At 72.9% G+C, this 18175-nt stretch carries 16 protein-coding genes; 4 read left to right on the forward strand and 12 right to left on the reverse strand.

Annotated features, from left to right (window positions below; translation table 11 throughout):
- The first annotated feature begins 535 nt into the window (after nt 1–535).
- Nucleotides 536–1570 (forward strand): tryptophan--tRNA ligase, encoded by a 1035-nt coding sequence (trpS, locus tag ACFV5H_RS31465; protein ID WP_385198335.1) that lies wholly within the window; start codon nt 536–538, stop codon nt 1568–1570.
- On the opposite strand, the gene ACFV5H_RS31470 is transcribed toward trpS, so the two are convergent.
- Nucleotides 1501–2505, reverse strand: coding sequence for a GlxA family transcriptional regulator (locus ACFV5H_RS31470; RefSeq protein ID WP_385198336.1), 1005 nt, complete (start codon nt 2503–2505; stop codon nt 1501–1503). The genes trpS and ACFV5H_RS31470 overlap by 70 nt on opposite strands.
- Before the next feature lie 75 nt (nt 2506–2580).
- Between ACFV5H_RS31470 and ACFV5H_RS31475 the strand changes: the two genes are divergently transcribed.
- Nucleotides 2581–3165 carry a cysteine hydrolase family protein gene (locus tag ACFV5H_RS31475; protein ID WP_385198338.1) on the forward strand — a complete coding sequence of 195 codons (585 nt, stop codon included), beginning with the start codon at nt 2581–2583 and terminating at the stop codon, nt 3163–3165.
- A 28-nt stretch (nt 3166–3193) separates the two neighbouring features.
- On the opposite strand, the gene proC is transcribed toward ACFV5H_RS31475, so the two are convergent.
- From proC to ACFV5H_RS31505, 6 genes are all read right to left on the reverse strand, one after another.
- Complete coding sequence (proC, locus tag ACFV5H_RS31480) at nt 3194–4006, reverse strand: pyrroline-5-carboxylate reductase (protein WP_073936784.1); 813 nt, start codon at nt 4004–4006, stop codon at nt 3194–3196.
- Between the two features lie 219 nt (nt 4007–4225).
- Complete coding sequence (locus ACFV5H_RS31485; RefSeq protein ID WP_385058866.1) at nt 4226–4996, reverse strand: ABC transporter permease; 771 nt, start codon at nt 4994–4996, stop codon at nt 4226–4228.
- The gene (locus ACFV5H_RS31490) at nt 4993–5784 is read right to left on the reverse strand and encodes an ABC transporter ATP-binding protein (RefSeq protein ID WP_385058864.1); all 792 of its coding nucleotides are present in this window, start codon (nt 5782–5784) and stop codon (nt 4993–4995) included. Before ACFV5H_RS31490 ends, ACFV5H_RS31485 begins: the two co-directional genes overlap by 4 nt.
- Nucleotides 5785–5816: 32 nt before the next feature.
- Nucleotides 5817–6599: a class I SAM-dependent methyltransferase gene (locus ACFV5H_RS31495; protein WP_385198340.1), complete on the reverse strand. Its 783-nt coding sequence runs from the start codon at nt 6597–6599 to the stop codon at nt 5817–5819.
- A gap of 319 nt (nt 6600–6918) precedes the next feature.
- On the reverse strand, nt 6919–7419 hold the full coding sequence (locus tag ACFV5H_RS31500) for an EamA/RhaT family transporter (RefSeq protein ID WP_385198341.1): 501 nt from the start codon (nt 7417–7419) through the stop codon (nt 6919–6921).
- Between the two features lie 59 nt (nt 7420–7478).
- The gene (locus ACFV5H_RS31505) at nt 7479–7805 is read right to left on the reverse strand and encodes an SH3 domain-containing protein (RefSeq protein WP_385198342.1); all 327 of its coding nucleotides are present in this window, start codon (nt 7803–7805) and stop codon (nt 7479–7481) included.
- Nucleotides 7806–7988: 183 nt separating this feature from the next.
- Here ACFV5H_RS31505 and ACFV5H_RS31510 point away from each other — a divergent pair, with 183 nt between their 5' ends.
- On the forward strand, nt 7989–10106 hold the full coding sequence (locus ACFV5H_RS31510) for a serine/threonine-protein kinase (RefSeq protein WP_385198344.1): 2118 nt from the start codon (nt 7989–7991) through the stop codon (nt 10104–10106).
- Nucleotides 10107–10541: 435 nt separating this feature from the next.
- Here the strand turns inward: ACFV5H_RS31510 and ilvD are convergent, their stop codons facing one another.
- The 4 genes from ilvD to ACFV5H_RS31530 all read right to left on the reverse strand — a co-directional run bounded on the left by ilvD (nt 10542) and on the right by ACFV5H_RS31530 (nt 15011).
- Nucleotides 10542–12395, reverse strand: a complete 1854-nt coding sequence (gene ilvD / locus ACFV5H_RS31515) for a dihydroxy-acid dehydratase (protein WP_385057849.1) — start codon at nt 12393–12395, stop codon at nt 10542–10544.
- A gap of 111 nt (nt 12396–12506) precedes the next feature.
- On the reverse strand, nt 12507–13154 hold the full coding sequence (locus tag ACFV5H_RS31520) for a TetR family transcriptional regulator (RefSeq protein ID WP_385057850.1): 648 nt from the start codon (nt 13152–13154) through the stop codon (nt 12507–12509).
- On the reverse strand, nt 13151–13990 hold the full coding sequence (locus tag ACFV5H_RS31525; protein WP_073936773.1) for a sugar phosphate isomerase/epimerase: 840 nt from the start codon (nt 13988–13990) through the stop codon (nt 13151–13153). Before ACFV5H_RS31525 ends, ACFV5H_RS31520 begins: the two co-directional genes overlap by 4 nt.
- A gap of 88 nt (nt 13991–14078) precedes the next feature.
- Complete coding sequence (locus tag ACFV5H_RS31530) at nt 14079–15011, reverse strand: Ppx/GppA family phosphatase (protein WP_385057851.1); 933 nt, start codon at nt 15009–15011, stop codon at nt 14079–14081.
- Between the two features lie 95 nt (nt 15012–15106).
- Here ACFV5H_RS31530 and ACFV5H_RS31535 point away from each other — a divergent pair, with 95 nt between their 5' ends.
- Nucleotides 15107–15979: a hypothetical protein gene (locus tag ACFV5H_RS31535; RefSeq protein WP_385057853.1), complete on the forward strand. Its 873-nt coding sequence runs from the start codon at nt 15107–15109 to the stop codon at nt 15977–15979.
- Between the two features lie 189 nt (nt 15980–16168).
- Here ACFV5H_RS31535 and ACFV5H_RS31540 read toward each other — a convergent pair whose 3' ends face one another.
- Nucleotides 16169–17971 (reverse strand): hypothetical protein, encoded by a 1803-nt coding sequence (locus ACFV5H_RS31540; protein ID WP_385057854.1) that lies wholly within the window; start codon nt 17969–17971, stop codon nt 16169–16171.
- Nucleotides 17972–18175: the final 204 nt, after the last annotated feature.

Below are 18175 nucleotides of genomic sequence, written 5' to 3' on the forward strand. Positions count from 1 at the left end.
TTTCCCTTTCCGGCGGTTCCGACTCTATCAGATCCTTTCGGGCCTGATTCCCGGTCAGAGCGGGCTGTCTTCCCGGCCGTTGGGCCGTTCCGACGAGTGAGACTTTAGCGGATTCCCGGCCCCCGACCTAATCGGGGTCCTGCTCCCTTTCGGGTGCGGATTCCTCATTTCGCGAATACGCACGTCAATGAAGCGTCGGCAGACAGACTGCTGACGTCGATCAGGAGTGGTACTTGCGGAATGGCTGTCCGGGGACCGACCGGAGTCGGCGCTCACGTCGGACAACTCGGAGAACAGTACGGATCCGGCCGGGGCGTGTCAACTCACTGCCTCGTCCCGCCCTCCGGGCGTACTCTGGTCCGTATGACGACGCGTACGTACAGCCAGTTCTGGTGGGCCGCCTGACGGCGGCCGCCCCCTACGTGCGCACTCAACGGCCGCCGCCTCGGCGGCCGTTTCTGTTTCTCCCTCCAGGACTCCGAGGGGCGGCCGGCCAGGGACGGCGGCCTCGGACCGGAGATGGAGAAGAGAAGAGATGACACGGGTCTTCAGCGGGATCAAGCCGACCGGGCATCTGACGCTGGGAAACTACCTGGGAGCCATGCGGCAGTGGGCCGCGGTCGACCAGCACCGGGCGGACGCGCTGTTCTGCGTCGTCGATCTGCACGCGCTGACCGTGCACCACGATCCCGCGCGGGTGCGCAGGCTGAGCCGACAGGCGGCGACGTTGCTGCTGGCGTCCGGGCTGGACCCGGCGCTGTGCACGGTGTTCGTGCAGAGCCATGTGGACGAGCACGCGCGGCTGTCGTATCTGCTGGAGTGCGTGGCCACGGACGGCGAGATGCGGCGGATGATCCAGTACAAGGAGAAGGCCGCGCGGGAGCAGCGGCGGGGTGGGAGCGTGCGACTGTCGCTGCTGACGTATCCGGTGCTGATGGCGGCCGACATCCTGGCGTACGGGACGGACGAGGTGCCGGTCGGGGACGACCAGACGCAGCACGTGGAGCTGGCGCGGGATCTCGCGGTGCGGTTCAACCAGCGCTACGGGCACACGTTCGTGGTGCCGCGGGCGACGAATCCGTCGGTGGCGGCGCGGGTGATGAATCTGCAGGACCCCATGTCGAAGATGGGCAAGAGCGACGACACGGGGCCGGGGATCGTCTATCTGCTGGACGAGCCAGACGTGGCGCGGAAGAAGGTCATGCGGGCGGTGACCGACAGCGGGCGGGACGTCGTGTACGACAGGGAGACCCGGCCGGGGGTGGCGAATCTGCTGGAGATCCTCGCTGCGTGTTCGGGTGGGAACCCGGAGGAGTTGGCCGGTGTATATGAGTCGTACGGGGATGTGAAGAGGGACGCCGCGGAGGCGGTGGTCGAGGTCTTGAGGCCGGTGCGGGAGAGGCACAAGGAGTTGTGCGCGGATCCCGGCTATGTGGAGGAGGTGCTGCGGGATGGTGCGGAGCGGGCGCGGGGTATGGCTCGGCCGACCGTTGATGCCGCTTATCGGGCGATCGGCTTGTTGCCGGCGGGCTCGGATACCGGGGCGCCCGTGCTGAACGCGGCTCGGTAGGCGCGGGGGCTGGTGGCGAGGCGCGATGCGAAGTGCTGGCGCATGGTGACCTCGCTGCCGAAGCCTGCCCGGCGGGCGACCTCGGGCATGGGGAGGTCGGTGCGTTCGAGGAGGCGCTGGGCCGCCGCGATGCGCTGGTCGAGGAGCCAGCGCAGTGGGGTGGTGCCGGTGGCCGCGGTGAAGTGGCGGGCGAAGGTGCGCGGGGACATTCCGGCGTGGGCGGCCAGGTCGGCGACCGTGAGCGGTTCGTGGAGGTGGCGCAGGGCGTGCTCGCGTACGGCGGCGAGGGCGTCGGCGTCACGGTCGGCGCGCGGGGTGGGGTGCTCGATGAACTGTGCCTGGGTGCCGGTGCGGAAGGGGGCCGTGACCATGGAGCGGGCGATGGTGGCGGCGGCCTCGGCTCCGTGGGCGAGGCGGATGAGATGGAGGCAGAGGTCGATGCCGGCGGCGGTGCCGGCCGCGGTCCAGATGTTGCCGTCCTCGATGAACAGGGCGTCGGGGACGACGGTGACGTGGGGGTGGTGTGCGCGGAAGAGGTCGATCAGGTTCCAGTGGGTGATGGCGCGGCGGCCGTCGAGGAGTCCGGCCTGGGCCAGGGTGAAGGCGCCGCCGCAGAGGGCGGCGATGGTGGTGCCGCGGGCGTGGGCGTGACGGAGGGCGTCGAGGACCGGAGGTGGTGCGGGGGTGAGGTGGTCGTCGAGGCCGGGGACGACGATCAGGTCGGTGTCGGTCAGCCAGGTGAGGGGGCGGTCGGGGAGGAGGGTGAGGCCGCCGCGCATGGGGACGGGGGTGGTGTCGGTGGCGGCGCGGTGCAGGTCGAAGGCGGGGGCGCCGCGGTCGGTGCGGTCGGGGCCCCAGACCTCGGTGATGACGGAGACGTCGAAGGCCCGGATGCCGGGGAAGGCGACCAGGGCCACGCGGTAGGGGGCTGCCATGGGTGGCAGTAAACCATCGATCGCTGACTTTCGGACCTCTGGGAGCCGGTGCCGCCGGGCGGCACGATCGTGGGCATGGACATCGCGCAGAACGCAGCACTGGTGGTCGTGGACGTGCAGAAGGGCTTCGAGGAGGTCGGCTTCTGGGGGATGCGGAACAATCCGGCCGCGGACGACAACATCGCCGCCCTCATCGACGTATGGCAGTCAACCGGTCGGCCGGTCGTCTTCGTGCGGCACGACTCGGTCAAGCCCGGGTCGCCGTTGCGTACCGGGTACGAGGGCAACGGGTTCAAGGAGTACGTGGAGCGGCGGCGCGGGAAGGGAAGCGGGGCCGAGCTGCTGGTCACCAAGAGTGTGAACTCGGCGTTCCTCGGGACGCCGGACCTGGGCGCCTGGCTCCGGGAGGCGGGGATCTCGCAGGTCGTGCTGGCCGGGATCCAGACGAACATGTGCGTCGAGACGACGGCGCGGATGGGCGGGAACCTCGGGTACGAGGTCGTGGTCGCGTTCGACGCGACGTACACCTTCGGCCTGGAGGGGCCCTTCGGCTGGCGGCAGAGCGCGGACGAGCTGGCGCGTGCGTCGGCGGTGTCGCTGCACGGGGGCGGGTTCGCGACGGTGGTGACGACGGAGGACGTCCTGACCGCGGCGAAGTGAGCCCCCGTGCGGGGGCTCAGGCCGGTCGTCAGTCCTTGGTGCCGCTCGCGAGTTCGCGGCTGCGGTCGCGGGCGGCTTCGAGGGCGGCGATGAGGGCGGCTCGTACGCCGTGGTTCTCGAGTTCGCGGATGGCGTTGATGGTGGTGCCGGCGGGGGAGGTCACGTTCTCACGGAGCTTCACCGGGTGTTCGCCGCTGTCGCGGAGCATCGTCGCGGCGCCGATAGCGGACTGGACGATCAGGTCGTGGGCCTTGTCGCGGGGCAGGCCGAGCAGGATGCCGGCGTCGGTCATGGCTTCGACCAGGTAGAAGAAGTACGCCGGGCCGGAGCCGGAGAGGGCGGTGCAGGCGTCCTGCTGGGACTCGGGGACGCGGAGGGTCTTGCCGACGGCGCCGAAGATCTCCTCGGCGTGGGCGAGGTGGCCGGCGGTGGCGTGGCTTCCGGCGGAGATGACCGACATGGCCTCGTCGACGAGGGCGGGGGTGTTGGTCATGACGCGGACGACCGGGGTGCCGGTGGCGAGGCGGTCCTCGAAGAAGGCGGTGGGGATGCCGGCGGCACCGCTGATGATCAGGCGGTCGGCGGGGACGTGGGGGGCGAGTTCGTCGAGGAGGGTGCCCATGTCCTGCGGTTTGACCGTGAGGATCAGGGTGTCGGCGGTCTTGGCGGCTTCCTGGTTGGAGACCGGGGTGACTCCGTAGCGGGTGCGGAGTTCGTCGGCTCGTTCCTGGCGGCGGGCGGTGACGAGGAGGTCGGTGGGGGCCCAGCCTGCGCGGATCATTCCGCTGAGCAGGGCTTCGCCGATCTTGCCTGTGCCGAGGACTGCGACTTTCTGGGTCATGGCTGGGGGTGCCCTCCGGGGGTGCGTCGTCCTGTGGGCATCCTCGCATCCCGGGGGCGGGTGGGGGTGGGGCGTCCGGTGGGCGGGACGTTGGTGGTGGGTGGCTGTCCAGGGTTTTCGCCCCCGCCGCCCCTTCCCTTCCCGTTCCGGGGGGGGCTTCGCCCCCAGACCCCCTTCGGCCCTGAACGGGCCTTGTCCTCAAACGCCGGACGGGCTGACTTATGCCGTCCGGCGTTTCAAGGTCGCCGCGCCCAGGGTCAGGACCAGCAGGGCGCAGCCGGCGACGATCGCGGTGTCGCGGACGAAGGTCGCGGTCATGTCGGTGTGCTTCAGGACCTCGTTCATGCCGTCGACCGCGTAGGACATGGGGAGGACGTCGGAGACGGCCTCCAGGGCCGGGTGCATGTTCTCGCGCGGGGTGAAGAGGCCGCAGAGGAGGAGCTGGGGGAAGATCACCGCCGGCATGAACTGGACCGCCTGGAATTCGGAGGCCGCGAAGGCCGAGACGAAGAGGCCGAGGGCCGTGCCGAGGAGCGCGTCGAGCAGGGCGATCAGCAGGAGCAGCCAGGGGCTGCCGGTGACGTCGAGGCCGAGGAACCAGACGGCGAGGCCCGTGGCGAGGGCGGACTGGACGATCGCGAGGGTGCCGAAGGCGAGGGCGTAGCCGGCGATCAGGTCGCCCTTGCCCAGCGGCATGGCGAGGAGGCGTTCGAGGGTGCCGGAGGTGCGTTCGCGCAGGGTGGCGATCGAGGTGACCAGGAACATCGTGATCAGCGGGAAGATCCCGAGGAGTGACGCGCCGATGTTGTCGAAGACGTGCGCGCTGCCGTCGTAGACGTAGCGGAGCAGGAACAGCATCACGCAGGGGATGAGGACCATCAGCGCGATGGTGCGCGGGTCGTGGCGGAGCTGGCGCAGGACCCGGGCGGCGGTGGCGGTGGTGCGGGAGGCGTTGAGGGCGCGCGTCGGGGCGGGAGTGGTCGTGCTCATCGGGTCGTCTCCTTGGTACGGCCTGCCGCGATCGCCTCGTCGACCAGGTGGAGGAAGGCCGCCTCGACGGTGTCGGAGCCGGTGCGGGTGCGCAGGGCGTCGGGGGTGTCGTCGGCGAGGATCCCGCCCGCGCGCATGAGCAGGAGGCGGTGGCAGCGCTCGGCCTCGTCCATGACGTGGGAGGAGATCAGGAGGGTGGCGCCGCGTTCGGTGGCGAGGGTGTGGAAGAGCTGCCACAGGTCTCGGCGGAGGACGGGGTCGAGGCCGACGGTGGGTTCGTCGAGGACCAGGAGTTCGGGGGTGCCGAGGAGGGCCACGGCGAGGGAGACACGGCTGCGCTGGCCGCCGGAGAGGTTGCCGGCGAGGGTGTCGGCGTGGGTGGTGAGGTCGACGTCGGCGATCGCGCGGGTGACGTTCTCGTGGCGGCGGTCGACGGCCGCTCGGCCGGGGTCGAGGATCGCGGCGAAGTAGTCGAGGTTCTGGCGGACGGTCAGGTCGTCGTAGACGGACGGGGCCTGGGTGACGTAGCCGATGCGGGTGCGCAGGGTGGGGTGGCCGGCGGGGCTGCCGAGGACGTCCAGGGTGCCGGTGACCTTGGCCTGGGTGCCGACGACGGCCCGCATCAGGGTCGACTTGCCGCAGCCGGAGGGGCCGAGGAGGCCGGTGATCTGACCGCGCGGGACGGTGAAGTCGAGGCCGCGCAGGACGGTGCGGGGGCCTCGGACGACGGTGAGGTCCTGGGCGTGGACGGCCGGTTCCTCCGGTGGGCGGGAGGAGTAATTCATCATGTGATGAATACTCCTCCCGGGGTCGGGAGGCGTCAAGCCGTTGGGGTCGGGGGTGTGGTGGCGAGGAGGAGGACGACGTCGTAGGTCTCCTCGACGGTGCCGTCGGGGAAGGCGGCGGTGAGGTGCTCGCGCTCCTCGGCGAGGAAGGCGGCTGCGCGGTCGCCGTCGACGAGGAGGACCGAGTGGCTGGCGAGGTTGGCCAGGTGGGTGTCGATCGAAACGCGGCGGCTCCAGCGGATCTCCCGGCGGGTGAAGTGCAGGAGACCGGCGGGGTCGGCGGCTCGGGCGTTGGTGTTGCGCCGCTCGGCGGCGAGGTTCACGCCGAAGTGACGTGCGGTGCGTTCGGCTTCTTCGGCGATCCAGGGCACGTCGAGCGCGTCGGTGTTCCACCACAGGGCGAGTGCCCCGCCCGGCCGCAGGACCCGTACCGCCTCCGGGACGGCGCGGGCGGGGTCGGTCCAGTGCCAGGCCTGGACGTAGGTGAGGAGGTCGGCGTGGTGGCCGGCGAGGGGGAGGGCGTTGCCGCTGCCCCGGACGACCGGCACGTCGGGGAGGGTACGACGGAACTCGGCCGCCATGCCGTCACCGGGCTCGACGGCGATCACGTCGGCGCCGCGCGCGTGCAGATGCGCGGTCGCCATGCCCGTACCGGCACCGACGTCCACGACCCGGGAGCCGGCGAGGGGACGGCCGGTCAGCTCCTCGACCGTGTCGAAGAGGGCGGGCGGGTAGGAGGGGCGGTTGGCGGCGTACTGGGCGGCGGCCGCGTTGAAGGAGTGGGCTCGGGTGAGGTGGTCGGCCCTGGGTGTCGTCATACGGCCATGGTGGCCGGGCGGCTTCGGCGCACAGGTGGTTTTCGGGGGTACGGGCGGCTACCAGGCCTTTTTCCGAGGGCGCGGTTGTCGGGGCGGGCCGGGGCCGCCCGGTGAGCCACCGGGCTCCCGGGGCTCGCGGAGTCCGCCCGGGGCTCGCGGGGATCCGCCGGATCCGGTCCGTCCGGAAGCGCCGCCGGGCTCCCGGGGCCGCGAGCGTCTTGGGATCGGGAAGGCTCCCGGGAGGCGGTAATTCTCGGGGGCGCGGTATCCACCCGGAAGTCACCGGGTTGCGCCATGCGGCCGGGTCGTCGGGCGGTTCCTAGTGGCGGCGCTTCGACGGGTTGCCCGAGCGGCGGGTGGTGCGCTTCTCGTAGTCCGCTCGGGCCTTGTCGTACTCGGCGCGGTGGAGCTTCTCGCCCGGGGCCTCGGTGAAGGTGCGGAAGAAGTAGGCGAGGAGCGAGCCGACGAAGCCGATGGCCAGCAGGCCGCGCAGGGAGGCCTGGCGGTCGGGGTCGGGACGGGTGGTGAAGGCGGACCAGGTGTGCCGGAAGGCCAGGGCGCTGCAGACCGCGAACATCACGACCATGAGGAGGGAGACGAAGCTGCCGATGTCGGCGATCCGGAGCCCGTCGTAGGCGATGCGGAGCACGAGGCAGGCGGCGACCGCCGCGACGAGGGAGCCGACGGCCAGGCCGGCCCGGCGGGCGGCGTAGCCGTTGTCGTGGTTCACCCAGGTCGTGCCGTAGAACCGGAGGGGTTCGGGGCGGGGGCCCGCGGAGGTGTCCGGGTTGCCGTTCGTGTCGTTCTCTGCTGCGCTCACGGATCGATTGTGACCCCTCCCCCGCGCGACCGCGGAAGCCCCCGCCCCACCGGCACCCCCTAGCAGCGGGCGGCGACGTACCCGTCGCTGCCGGTGCGGACGTACGTGTCGGAGACGTACTGGCCGCTGCCGATGTTGTCCCAGATGTTCGAGGTGCCGTACGGGCCCGACACCCGCGTGCCCGGTGTCTGGCAGTTGATCCGGACCTCGGCGCCCTCGGACAGGACCCGGACGACGGAGTAGCCGGTGCCGGGGCCGCTGCGGACGTTCAGCCGGTAGCCCGGAGCGACCGGGTAGGAGGCCGCGGCCGTGGCCGCCATCGTCTCCACCGTCGCCGTCGCCTCCTGGTCCCCGCCCGCGATGTCCTGCGTCTGGTCGACAGACATGAGAAAACCTCCCCCGTTGCACCCCACGACTGCCGTGGGGCCACGTTGATACCCCTGGAACAAGCCATGAAACACCGGTTCGCAACTCGCACACGGAGGTGGGCAAGCCGCCTCGGCCCCGCACGCACCATCGACTAGGCTCCGAGCGTCGCGCGCGCGAACGAACAGCACGGGGGTGGTTCCATGGCGCCGCAGCGGAACGCCGGAGCGGGCGCGGAAGCGGAACTTCCGGAGTACGCCGGTCACTACCGTCTGGAGTCCTGTCTGGGCTCGGGCGGCATGGGCGTCGTACATCTGGCCCGGAGCACCTCCGGGATGCGGGTCGCGGTGAAGGTCGTACACGCCCGGTATGCCATGGACCCCGAGTTCAGAGGGCGGTTCCGGCAGGAGGTGGCCGCCGCGCGGCGGGTGAGCGGGGCTTTCACCGCGCCGGTCGTCGACGCCGATCCGGAGGGCGGACGGCCCTGGATGGCCACCCTGTACATCCCCGGTCCGACACTCTCCGAGGAGGTGAAGCGGAACGGGCCCATGGACCCGGACCAGTCGCGCCGGCTGATGGCCGGACTCGCGGAGGCGCTGCGCGACATCCACCGGGTCGGGGTCGTGCACCGGGACCTGAAGCCGAGCAACGTGCTGCTCGCCGAGGACGGGCCGAAGGTCATCGACTTCGGCATCTCCCGGCCGAAAGACAGCGAACTGCGCACCGAGACGGGGAAGTTGATCGGTACGCCGCCGTTCATGGCGCCCGAGCAGTTCCGTCGCCCCCGGGAAGTGGGTCCCGCGGCCGACGTGTTCGCGCTCGGGTCGCTCATGGTGCACGCGACGACGGGGCGCGGTCCGTTCGACTCCGACAGCCCGTACGTCGTCGCCTACCAGGTCGTGCACGACGAACCCGACCTGACCGGCGTACCGGAGTCGCTCGCGCCGCTGGTGCTGCGGTGTCTCGCCAAGGAGCCCGACGACCGGCCCACGCCGGACGAGCTGATGCGGGAGCTGCGGTCGGTGTCGGCGGCGTACGACACTCAGGTGTTCGTACCGGCGCCGCGGACGCCCGAAGAGCGGGAGGAGGCCGTGCCGGAACCCCCGGACACGCCCGGGGCGCGGCCCGCGCGGCGGCTCGGCAGGCGGACGGTTCTGGTGGCGGGGGTGCTCTGCCTCGCCGTACTCGGCGGGCTTGCCTCGGTGCAGGTGTTCGGTGGCGCGGAACCGGCGCGGAAGACCACCGCCGCGCAGAGCGCGTCGGGCGGCTTCGGCGCGTGGGAGGCGGTGCCCGGCGCGGAGCGCGGCGGCATGCCCCAGTGCTCGTACGGGGCGGAGAGGCTGCTGTGTGCGCTGCCCGGCCGGGTCTTCGCCCTCGATCCGGCCGACGGCCGCACCCTGTGGCGGCACGACGTCGCGGGGACGGACCGGAGCGAACCGCCGGTCGTGTCGGGCGGCCTCGTCCAGCCCTCCCTCGACCGGACCGGTGACCTGGAGGCGCTCGACCCCACCACGGGCGAGCCGGCGTGGCGGGAGGACCCGTCCGAGTACGAGGGAGTGCGGGCGGTCGGCGACACGCTTCTGCTCACCCCCGCCGACGGGACGGTCACGGGCGTGGACGGCGCCTCGGGCGAGACCAGGTGGTCCCACCGGATTCCGGGGCAGGCCGTGCCGTACTTCTCCTCGTTCGCCGGGGAGTCGGAGGAGCCGGGTGAGCCGTCGGCGTACGCGGTGAGTCCGTCCGGGGACGGGAACGGGACCCGGGTCACCGCGGTGGATCCGGCGACGGGCGACGTGCGGTGGGACGCGGAGCTGGAGGGGGACCTGACGCCCGTGGGGGCGGCGGACGGGGCCGTGTACCTCGTCGCCGGTGGCGCCGTGTACGGGGACGCGAAGGCCGTGCTCCGCTACACGCCCGGCACCGGGGCCGTCCGCCGGGTGACGCTGCCCGTGCCGGTCGCGCAGGCGGAGGCCGGCGTGCACGGGGACACCGTGTACCTCATGGGCGCGGGCGGTTCGCTGGTGGCCGTCGACATGGCGGCGGGGAAGCAGCGGTGGCGGCTGGAGACGGGCGTGAGCCGGGGTTCGGTGCCCGTCTCCGACGGACGGCACGTGTACGTCACCGCTCCCGACGGGCGGCTGCTGGGCGTCGACGCCCGTGAGGGGAAGCTCCTCGGGCAGACCCGGCCACGGCTCGGCGCGGAGTCCGACCGGGTCCCCGCCGCGCTGCCCGAGCCCGTGCTCGCGGGCGGCCACGTCTACGCCGGGGCGCCCGACGGGACGGTGTTCGGGGTGGCGGGGCGGGATCCGGAAGGCTGGTAGGGGCGGGCCGGGCCGGCCGTACGAGCGGGGTCCGGTGGGGGCGTACGGGTCGTCGCCCCGCCGCCGGACGGTCGTACAGCGCGCGGGAAGCCTGCCGGGCGGACACGGGCACACGGCGAACCCGCCGGTTCGTCACGCGGGGCGCAGGGGATCCGGCGGGCTCGGTGCAGGGGATCCGGCGGGCGGCCGTACGGGACGTCGTCCCAGGGCCGGCGGAGGGCGCCGGACGCCCGTACAGCACGTACCGAAGTTCGCCGGACGGGTGCATACGTGAGCCCGCCGGGGCGTCGCGCGGGGCGTACGGGGGCCGGCGGAGGGCGCCGGACGCCCGTACAGCACGTACCGAAGTTCGCCGGACGGGTGCATACGCGAGCCCGCCGGGGCGTCGCGCGGGGCGTACGGGGGCCGGCGGGCTCGTTGTGCGGGTGGGGTGGGTCAGCCGAGCCTGCTGATGTCGCGCACCGCGCCCTTGTCCGCGCTGGTGGCCATCGCCGCGTACGCCTTCAGAGCCGCGGAGACCTTGCGGTCGCGGTTCTTCGGGGCGTACCGGCCGTTCAGGGCCTGCTCCCGGCGGGTCAGTTCCGCCTCGTCGACCAGCAGCTCGATCGAGCGGTTCGGGATGTCGATGCGGATGCGGTCGCCGTCCTCGACCAGGGCGATGGTGCCGCCCGAGGCCGCCTCCGGGGAGGCGTGGCCGATGGACAGGCCGGACGTGCCGCCGGAGAAGCGGCCGTCGGTGATCAGGGCGCAGGCCTTTCCGAGGCCGCGGCCCTTCAGGTACGACGTCGGGTAGAGCATCTCCTGCATGCCGGGGCCGCCCTTGGGGCCCTCGTAGCGGATGACGACGACGTCGCCCTCCTTGACCTGCTGGGTGAGGATCTTCTCGACGGCCTCCTCCTGCGACTCGCAGACGACCGCCGGGCCCTCGAAGGTCCAGATGGACTCGTCGACGCCGGCCGTCTTCACGACGCAGCCGTCGACGGCGAGGTTGCCGCGCAGGACGGCCAGACCGCCGTCCTTGGAGTAGGCGTGCTCGGCGGAGCGGATGCAGCCGCCCTCGGCGTCCTCGTCGAGGGAGTCCCAGCGCTCGGACTGGGAGAAGGCCTCGGCGGAACGGACGCAACCGGGAGCCGCGTGCCACAGCTCCACGGCCTCCTGGGAGGGCGAGCCGCCGCGGATGTCCCAGGTCTTCAGCCAGTCCGCGAGGGAGGGACTGTGGACGGAGTGCACGTCCTCGTTGAGCAGGCCCGCGCGGTGCAGTTCGCCGAGGAGGGCGGGGATGCCGCCCGCACGGTGCACGTCCTCCATGTAGTACGTGCGGTCCTTGGCGACGTTGGGCGCGACCTTGGCCAGGCAGGGGACGCGGCGCGAGAGGGCGTCCATCTCGGTGAGGCCGTAGGGGACCTCCGCCTCCTGGGCGGCGGCCAGCAGGTGCAGGATCGTGTTGGTGGAGCCGCCCATCGCGATGTCGAGCGCCATGGCGTTCCCGAAGGCCGCGGGGGTGGCGATGTTGCGGGGCAGGACCGAGTCGTCGTCCTGCTCGTAGTAGCGGCGGGTCAGGTCCATCACCGTGCGCGCGGCGTTCTCGTAGAGCGCCTTGCGGGCGGTGTGGGTGGCGAGGACCGAGCCGTTGCCGGGGAGGGAGAGGCCGATCGCCTCGGTGAGGCAGTTCATCGAGTTCGCGGTGAACATGCCGGAACAGGAGCCGCAGGTGGGGCAGGCGTTCTCCTCGATGCGGAGGATGTCCGCGTCGGAGATCTTCTCGTTGACCGCCTCCGACATCGCGTCGACCAGGTCCAGTGTGCGGACGGTGCCGTCGACCAGCGTGGCGCGGCCGGACTCCATCGGGCCGCCGGAGACGAAGACCGTGGGGATGTTCAGCCGCAGGGCCGCGTTGAGCATGCCCGGGGTGATCTTGTCGCAGTTGGAGATGCAGATCAGGGCGTCCGCGCGGTGCGCCTCCACCATGTACTCCACGCTGTCCGCGATCAGGTCGCGGGAGGGCAGGGAGTACAGCATGCCGCCGTGGCCCATCGCGATGCCGTCGTCGACGGCGATGGTGTTGAACTCGCGCGGGATGCCGCCGGCCGCGACGACCGCCTCGCTGACGATCCGGCCGACCGGGGCCAGGTGGGTGTGGCCGGGGACGAACTCCGTGAAGCTGTTGGCGACCGCGATGATCGGCTTGCGGCCGATGTCCGCACCCGGTACACCGGAGGCGCGCATAAGGGCGCGGGCGCCCGCCATGTTGCGGCCGTGGGTGACTGTGCGGGACCTCAGCTCGGGCATCGTCGCTCGCTCCTTCGGAGAGTTATGACTGTCGTCGAGCGTACGCCGGTCATCCAGTGGGCGGGACGGGGTGTCCGGATTTCGGGACGGGTGTCTCGGTCCGGAGGGGCGTCAGCGCCCGGTGAGGTGCCCCTGCACCACCGGCGCCACCCGCCTGATGATCTGCTCGGCGTCCGCCGAGGCCAGCGGCTCCACCTTGATCACGTACCGGATCATCGCGATGCCGACCAGCTGCGCGGCGGCGAGCTCGGCGCGCAGCTCCGCGTCGGGGACGTCGAGCCGGCCGGCGATCCGGCGCAACAGCTGGCCGGCGATCAGGCGGCGGAAGACGCCGGCCGCGATCTCGTTGTTCACGGCGGAGCGGACGATCGCGAGCAGCGGGGCCCGGGAGACCGGGCTCTCCCAGAGACCGATGATCATTCGGGTCATCCGCTCGCCGGCCTCCTCGACGGGACCGTCGAGGATCGTGTCCCGCGCGGTGAACGCCGGCGCGAAGGCGACCTCCACGGCGGCCTCGAACACCTGCTCCTTGGTGCCGAAGTAGTGGTGCACCAGCGCGGAGTCGACCCCGGCCGACTTGGCGATGCCCCGGACGGACGTCTTCTCGTATCCCCGCGCGGAGAACTCCTCGCGGGCCGCGTCGAGGATGCGGTCCCGGGTGCCGGCCGATTCCGTACGGGGAGGACGGCCGCGGCGCCGGGTGGTGCCGTCGCCCCGCGCGGGAGTACCCGGGCCGTCGCCCGGGGCGATGCCGGTCACCGGCGGGGCACCTCGATCGCGGAGGCGGCGGAGGACAGGTGCCGGCGGGTGAACGCCAGCGCCTCGGCCAGGTCGGCCTCGCGCTCCGCGCTCGACATGGCCCGGCGGGTGTTGACCTCGATGACGACATGGCCGTCGAAGCCGCGCGACGCGAGGCCCTCCAGCACCTCGGCGCAGGGCTGGTCGCCGCGGCCGGGCACCAGGTGCTCGTCCTTGGCGGAGCCCCGGCCGTCGGCGAGGTGGACGTGGCCGAGGCGGTCGCCCATGCGGTCGATCATCTGCAGGGCGTCGGTGCGGGCGGTCGAGGCGTGGCTGAGGTCGATCGTGAAGTGGCGGTAGTCCTCTTTGGTGACGTCCCAGTCGGGGGCGTACGCGAGCATCTCGCGGTCGCGGTAGCGCCAGGGGTACATGTTCTCCACGGCGAACCGCACGTCCGTCTCGCCGGCCATCCGCCAGACGCCCTCCACGAAGTCGCGGGCGTACTGCCGCTGCCAGCGGAAGGGGGGATGGACGACGACCGTGCCCGCGCCGAGCTTCTCGGCGGCGGCCTGGGCCCGCTGGAGCTTGGTCCAGGGGTCGGTGGACCACACGCGCTGCGTGATGAGCAGGCAGGGCGCGTGGACGGCCAGGACGGGGATGCGGTGGTAGTCGCTGAGTCTGCGCAGGGCCTCGATGTCCTGGCTGACCGGGTCGGTCCACACCATGACCTCGACGCCGTCGTACCCGAGGCGCGCGGCGATCTCGAAGGCCGTCGCCGTCGACTCCGGGTAGACGGAGGCCGTCGACAGGGCGACCTTCGCATCCGGGATGCGGACTACGTCCCTTGGTTCTGCCACGAGCCTCAGGTTACGGGGTGGGGCCGGGTGGGTGCGGGGTGCCCGTTCGCCGTTGTGGCGTTTGTCATGGACTCAGGGCCGCCGCCCCTCATCCCTGGCCCAGGTGATCCAGTCTGCGGAGTATCACGCCCTCCCGCAGGGCCCAGGGGCAGATCTCCAGGCGTTCCACGCCGAACAGGTCCATGGCGCCCTCCGCGACCAGGGCCCCGGCGACCAGCTGACCCGCGCGGGCCTCGGAGACGCCGGGCAGTTCGGCGCGCTCGGCGGCGGTCATCGCGGCGAGCCGCGGCACCCAGCCCTCCAGGGACTCCCGCTTCAGCTCGCGCTGGACGTACAGGCCCTCGGCGGAGCCGGGGGCACCGGCGATGCGGGCGAGCTGCCGGAAGGTCTTGGAGGTGGCCACCACGTGGTCGGGTGCGCCGAAACGGCTGAACTCCCCGACCGTGCGGGCTATCTCGGTACGGACATGGCGGCGCAGCGCGCGTACGCCGTCCGGCTCGGGCGGGTCGCCGGGCAGCCGCGCGGCGGTGAGGCGGCCGGCGCCGAGCGGCAGGGACACCGTGGCGTCGGGCTCCTCGTCCATGCCGTAGGCGATCTCCAGGGAGCCGCCGCCGATGTCGATGACGAGCAGTTTCCCCGCCGACCAGCCGAACCAGCGGCGGGCGGCGAGGAAGGTGAGCCGGGCCTCCTCGTCGCCGCTGAGCACCTGCAGCTCGACCCCGGTCTCCTCGCGCACGCGCGTGAGGACGTCGTCGGCGTTGCCGGCGTCGCGCACCGCGGAGGTCGCGAACGGCAGCAGCTCCTCGACGCCCTTGTCCTCGGCGGCCTGGAGCGCCTCGTGGACGACCGCGACCAGCCTGTCGACCCCGTCGGGGCCGATGGCCCCGTCGCCGTCGAGGAGTTGGGCGAGGCGCAGTTCCGCCTTGTGCGAGTGCGCGGGCAGCGGGCGCGCGCCGGGGTGCGCGTCCACCACCAGCAGATGCACCGTGTTCGAACCCACGTCGAGGACACCGAGTCTCATGTACGGAACGCTACTGCCCGCCGCGCGGTGTGATGCCCTGTCCGCGGTGGTCGAGCCGGTCCCGACGTGGGGCGTGGGCGACTTACCCTGGACGGGTGCCAAAGACGAAAAAGGCGAAGGACGAAAAGACGGACAAGAAGGCCAAGAAGGACAAGAAGGCCGGACTGGCCGAGGGTTCTTCGCGGGCGACAGCACCGCGGGCGCCGGGAACAGCGCCGGTGGACGACGAGAAGGGGCTCGACTTCGCCCGCGCGTGGGTGGAGTTTCCTGATCCGGCGGACGACGAGCAGGTCTTCCGCTGCGATCTGACATGGCTGACCTCTCGCTGGAACTGCATCTTCGGCAGCGGCTGCCAGGGCATCCAGGCGGGCCGCGCGGACGACGGCTGCTGCACCCTGGGTGCCCACTTCTCGGACGAGGACGACGAGAAGCGGGTCGCCGGGCATGTGGCGAGGCTCACTCCGGACATCTGGCAGCACCACGCGGAGGGCACGCGGAACGGCTGGGTCTCCGAGGACGAGGACGGCGACCGTCAGACCCGCCCGTTCCAGGGCTCGTGCATCTTCCAGAACCGGCCGGGCTTCGCGGGCGGCATGGGCTGCTCGCTGCACATCCTCGCCCTCAAGGAGGGCCGGGAGCCGCTGGAGACCAAGCCGGACGTGTGCTGGCAGCTTCCCGTCCGGCGGACCTACGACTGGATCGACCGGCCCGACGACACGCGCGTGCTGCAGGTGTCGATCGGTGAGTACGACCGCCGGGGCTGGGGCCCGGGCGGTCACGACCTGCACTGGTGGTGCACCTCGGCCACCTCGGCGCACGGCGCCGGGGACCCGGTGTACGTCTCCTACCGCGCGGAGCTGACCGAGCTGATGGGCAAGGCGGGTTACGACCGTCTGGTCGAGCTGTGCGAGGAGCGGCTGGCATCCCGGTTGCCCCTGCTGGCCCCGCATCCGGCGGACCCCGCCTGACGCTTCCCGGGGCGTGTCCGCACAAGCGCGCCGTCCGCCCGCGGGGCAGGGCTCGCGTCGTCCGGTGCGGTGCGCCGCAAGGCGGAGGGGGCCGCCCGCGTGCTGGGCGTACGCGGGCGATCCCGGCCGCACGGCGTGGCGTCGTGCCGGGCGTCGCGAGCCGGGCGGGGCTTCGCGGACACGGCCTCGCTAGGACGTGGCCGGGCTCTGGGCGTCGCCCCCGGTGGGCGGCGGCGAGTCCTCCGGGCCGGTCGTCACCGGGACGGAGGGCGTGGGCCCGGTGGGTGTCGGGCCGCCCGTCGTGGGGTCCGGGCCGGGCGAGGACGGTGGGTCGCCCGGTGTGGGCTCCGAGGGCGCCGGTGCCGTGGGCGCCGGCTCCGGGCCGGGCGACGACGGAGGCGCGGTGCCCGGGCCGCCGGGGTGCGCGGTGCCCGGGCCGCCGGGGTGCGCGGTGCCCGGGCCGCCGGGGTGACCGGAGGGCGAGCCGCCGCCCGGGGCGGAGGGGACGGGGCCGTGACCGTCGATGGTCACGACGGAACCGGCGGGCGAGATCGCCACGGCCGCGCTCCAGGGTCCGGACGGCTCGCGCAGCTGGTCGACGTAGACCCTGACCGTCACCGACTCGCCGGGTGCGAGCGTTCCCGACGACCGGCTCGGGTAGAGCCAGGACGCTTCCGTCGACACGGACCAGCGGACCGGTTCGGCACCCGTCGCGGTCAGGGTGATCAGCGTGGTGTCGCCGCTGTGGTCGGCCGTGACGCCCAGCGCGCCGGCGCCCTTGTGCCCGGCTCCGGCGGCGCTCAAGACCTCCACGGACACGTCCGGCTCACCGTTCTCGCCGAATCCGGTCTCGGGCCGTGTGCTCGCGTTGCCGGTGTTCTCGTAGCCGCCCGCTCCCCCGCCGTCGAGGTCGAGGGGGCCGCCGTCCTCCCGCGCGGAGGACGGGCGGCCGTCCCGGTCCTCGCCCACGGGGGTGCTCCGGTAGGCGGCCCACAGGGCGAGCACCGGCGCGGCGACGACGGTGGCGACGACCGTCGTCGTGACGGCACGCGCGCGCAGCCGCTCCCGCCGGGCGACGCGGTCCTTGTGGTCCATCGGGAAGCCGCGCCGGTCGAAGCGGGGCGCGGTGGCACGCGCGCGTGGAGGGTGCGCCATGGCGGCGTGCAGGGCCGCTCCGGGCGCCGGGAGGACGGGCAGCGTGTCCGGGGTGACGCTGGTGCCGGGCCAGCGGCCGGGAACGGCCCGCTCGGCGGTGCGACGACAGCGCGGGCAGTCGTCGACGTGCCGGACGAGTTCCCGGCGCAGGGTCGCGCTGAGCACGAGCCGCTGGTCGCCGGTGAGATGCGCCACGCCCGGGCAGGCGCCGGTCTCGATGACGGCGAGCGCCGCGCGGGTGCGTTCCACCTCGCAGGCCGCGGCGGCGAGCAGCGCACGCGCGGCGGCCGGCTGCATGCCGAGCACGGCGGCGACCTCGTGGGCGGCGAGGTGGTGACGCACGGCGAGTTCGAGCGCCTCGCGCTGCTGGGGCGTGGTGCCGGCGGCCTCCGGCCAGGCCAGCTCGGCCAGCTCGCGGCGGCGCCGCTCCTGGACGTCCTCGGAGACGGCCGGGACGGGGGCGGCCCCTGCCGCCCGCCGCCGGCCGGCGCGGCCCACGGCGTGGGTGGCCCGGCGCTTCTGCCCGGCCTCGGCCAGCTTGCGCAGACACGCCCAGCGGGCCAGGGCGTACAGCCAGGCCCTGCGGCTCCCGAGCTCGTCGGGGGCGTGCCGGCCTCGGCGTTCCGCGAGCACGAGGACGTCGGCCAGGGCGGCGGTCGCCGCGTCGTGGTCGCAGAGGACGGACAGGCAGTAGGTGAACAGGCCGTCCAGATGGGACTCGTAGCGGGTGGCCGGCCGCTGGGCCAGCGTGCGCGCGGCCCCGCGGTCGCGCACTTCCCGGTGCGTCCGGTGGGTTCCGGTCGTGCGGGTCGAGGTCTCCGGGCCGCTGCTCGTCATCCGGCGACCGTAGGCGGCGCGGGGCGGTGCCTACGGGAGTGCTGCGCGCTTTTAATCCGTACGGGTGAAACGATCCCTCTATCGGGGACAGGAACCTTTCGCTTCACGGTTCCGGTGGGCTTTGTCAGCCCGTCCGGCGCCTGAGGACCAGGCCGTTCGGGCCGAAGCGGGGTCCGGGGCGGCAGCCCCGGGAGGACGGGCACA

The organism is Streptomyces sp. NPDC059787, assembly GCF_042732315.1.
Lineage (GTDB): Bacteria > Actinomycetota > Actinomycetes > Streptomycetales > Streptomycetaceae > Streptomyces > Streptomyces atrovirens.